The organism is Candidatus Protofrankia californiensis (genome assembly GCF_900634765.1).
In the GTDB taxonomy this organism is placed as follows: Bacteria; Actinomycetota; Actinomycetes; order Frankiales; family Frankiaceae; genus Protofrankia; species Protofrankia californiensis.
The window spans coordinates 2,645-5,511 of sequence record NZ_CAAAFT010000196.1; the positions used below are offsets into that span (position 1 = coordinate 2,645).

The 2,867-nt window shown below is 71.7% G+C and carries 2 protein-coding genes; both read right to left on the minus strand.

Annotated elements, in window-relative coordinates:
• Positions 1-1,550 (minus strand): type I polyketide synthase (locus DD1DGNOD_RS10785; protein WP_241255640.1); only part of this gene is annotated, 1,550 nt, incomplete at its 3' end.
• A 33-nt stretch (positions 1,551-1,583) separates the two neighbouring features.
• A partial coding sequence (locus tag DD1DGNOD_RS10790) for a beta-ketoacyl reductase (RefSeq protein WP_131770026.1) occupies positions 1,584-2,867 on the minus strand: 1,284 nt, incomplete at its 5' end.

The following is a 2,867-nucleotide window of genomic DNA, read 5'->3' on the forward strand; positions in this document are numbered from 1 at the left end:
ACCTGGGCGCGCACCGGGTGACGGTCCCGGCCGTAGGTTGCCGTGTAGGCGAACGCCGGGTAACTGGCGGGGTCGAGGGCGGCGAGACGCTCACCGAACCGGGCGGCGAGCGCGCGCAACGCCGACGGGGTCTTCGCCGACAGCTCGAAGCCGCTCACCGGTACGTCGGCGGTACCGGCCATGGCGCTTTCCCGCTGCTCTTCGGCGGCTCCGAGGATGATGTGGGCGTTTGTGCCGCTCATGCCGAAGGAGCTCACCCCGGCATACCGGCCGCCGTCGGTGGGGGCCCAGGGCTGGAGGTCCTGCGGCAGGGTGATACCGGTATCGTCCAGATCGATCCTGGGGTTCAGGGTCGTGAAGTGGACCAGCGGCGGAACGGCGCGCCGCCGTAGGCAGAGGATCACCTTGAGCAGCCCGGCGATGCCGGCGGCGGCCTCCAGGTGGCCGATGTTCGTCTTCACCGAGCCGACCCGCAGCCGGGCGCCGCCGTTGCGGTGGCCGAGCGCGCGGACGAGCGCCTCCATCTCGATCGGGTCACCGAGTGCCGTGCCCGTGCCGTGCGCCTCCACCAGGCCGATGTCGGCCGCGGTGAGACCCGCGTCGGCGAGCGCGGCTTCGACAAGGGAGATCTGGGCCAGCACGTTCGGGGCGGTGAACCCCGACGAGCGGCCGTCGGAGTTGACCGCCGAGCCATGGATCACGGCGTGGATCCGGTCGCAGTCACGCACGGCCTGGTCCAGGCGCTTGAGCACGACCACGCCGCATCCTTCGCCGCGGGTGAAGCCGTTGGCCCGGGCGTCGAAGGACTTGCACAACCCGTCGGGCGCCAGCGAGCGGGTCTGGACCACCAGTCGCGTCGAGCGGGGTGACAGGATGAGATTGACACCGCCGGCGAGCGCCACGTCGCACTCACCGCGGCGCAGCGCCTGGCTTGCCAGGTGGACCGCGACCAGCGACGACGAGCACGCGGTGTCGATCGCCACGGCCGGCCCGGTCAGCCCCATCGTGTAGGCGAGCCGACCGGCGGCGAAGCAGTGGCCGTTGCCGGTCGCCCAGTAGGCATCGGGCTCACCGTCCTGCCAGTCCCGGTAGTCCTGACCGGTGATGCCGACATACAGACCGGTGCGGGCCTCGGTCAGCCCGTCGGCGGGCAGCGCCGCGTTCTCCAGCGCCTCCCAGGCCACCTCGAGCAGCAGGCGGTGCTGCGGGTCGAGCCCGCGTGCCTCCCGCGGACTGATTCCGAAGAAGGCCGCGTCGAAATCGAGCACCTCGTCGAGGAAGCCACCCCGTAGCGGCAGGCCCTCCCAGCCGGCGGCGAAGGGCCCCTTGCGTGCCTCGGGCATGGGGCGCACCAGGTCGCGCCCGGCGGCCAGAGCGTCCCAGTAGGTGTCGACGTCGGTGATACCACCAGGCAGCCGCAGGCCGACACCGACCACGGCAAGCGGGGCCCGGCCGGTCTGGGCGTCGAGCTGCGCACGAAGGTTTCTGATCGTTTCCAGCGCGCGCGTCAGGGGAGTCGGCCTCGGCGAGCCGTTGCTGTTGGGTTCCATGAAAACCGTTCCTTCGCGATCGGAATGCGGGATTCAGGCGGCGGGGGTGAAGATCCGCTCACACAGCACCCCGGCGAGGGCTCGTGAACTGCCGTAGGTCCACAGGAGCGTCGGCGACAGGGTGAGCCCGAACGCGGCCTCGAGCCGGTTACGCAGCTCAAGGCTCATCAACGAGTCAAGTCCGAGCGCCTTGAACGGCGTCTGGCTCTCGATGGCCTTCGGGTCCAGGCGCAGCACTCGGCCGGCGAGCTCGCGCACCTTGGTCTCGACAAGGTCCTGGCGGGCGTCGGTGGGGCCGTTGCGCAGGTGGGTGAGGAACTCGCTGCTCCCCGCCGCGGCCGGCGTTCCCTGCGCAGCGGCCTGGCGCAGCACCTGCCAGCTCTTCTGGGCGGCCGTGTCCGGGTACGCGTCGAACCACTGCCGTAGGTTCAGCGGGACGTACCCGACCACCTGCTCGTCGCGGACGAGGAAACCGGCCAGTGCCGCCCACGCCTCTTCGGCGGTGAAGCCGCCCATACCCCGTTCCTCCAGCCGGGCCCCCCGGTTGGAGTCCTGGGCGGCCAGACCGATCTGTGCGAATGGTCCCCACTGCACGGACAGGGCGGGCAGCCCTCGGCGGCGACGGGCCACGGCCAGGGTGTCCATGAAGGCGTTGCCCGCGGCGTAGGCCGCCTGACCGGCGTTGCCGATCAGGGCCGCCGCCGACGAGAACATCACGAACAGGTCCAGCGGGTCGTCCGCGGTGGCCTCGTCCAGGTTGCGCGCGCCGTCCACCTTGGGAGCGAGCACCCTTTCGATCTGCTCGGGCCGTAGCCGCAGGATGGTGGCGTCATCGAGCAGGCCAGCGGCGTGCACCACACCGCGCAGCGTCGGCATCTCGCGCCGCAGCCGGGTCAGAGCGGCATCCAGCGCGGTGGCGTCGGCGACATCGACCGCGAACGTCTCCACCCGGGTGCCACCCGCCCGGATCGCCTCGATCCGGGCGGTCGCGTCTGCGCCCGGCGTGGACCGTCCCAGCAGCGCGACCGCGCCGGCACCCCGGTCGGCGAGGAACCCGGCGAGCGACAGACCGAGCGCGCCCAGTCCGCCGGTCACCAGATAGGTGCCGTCCGGTCGGAACCCACCGGCCGGCATCGGCTCGGGCGCGACAGCGCGCACCGACGCCGGGTCGGTCAGCACGAACTTGCCGATGTGGCTACCACGGGCCATCGTCCGCAGCGCCTCCGCGGCTTCCGCGAAGGAATGGGTAATGACCGGCAACAGCGCGAGGTCGCCCGCCGTGACCCGGTCCCACATCTCGGTGAACAGGCGGGCGAA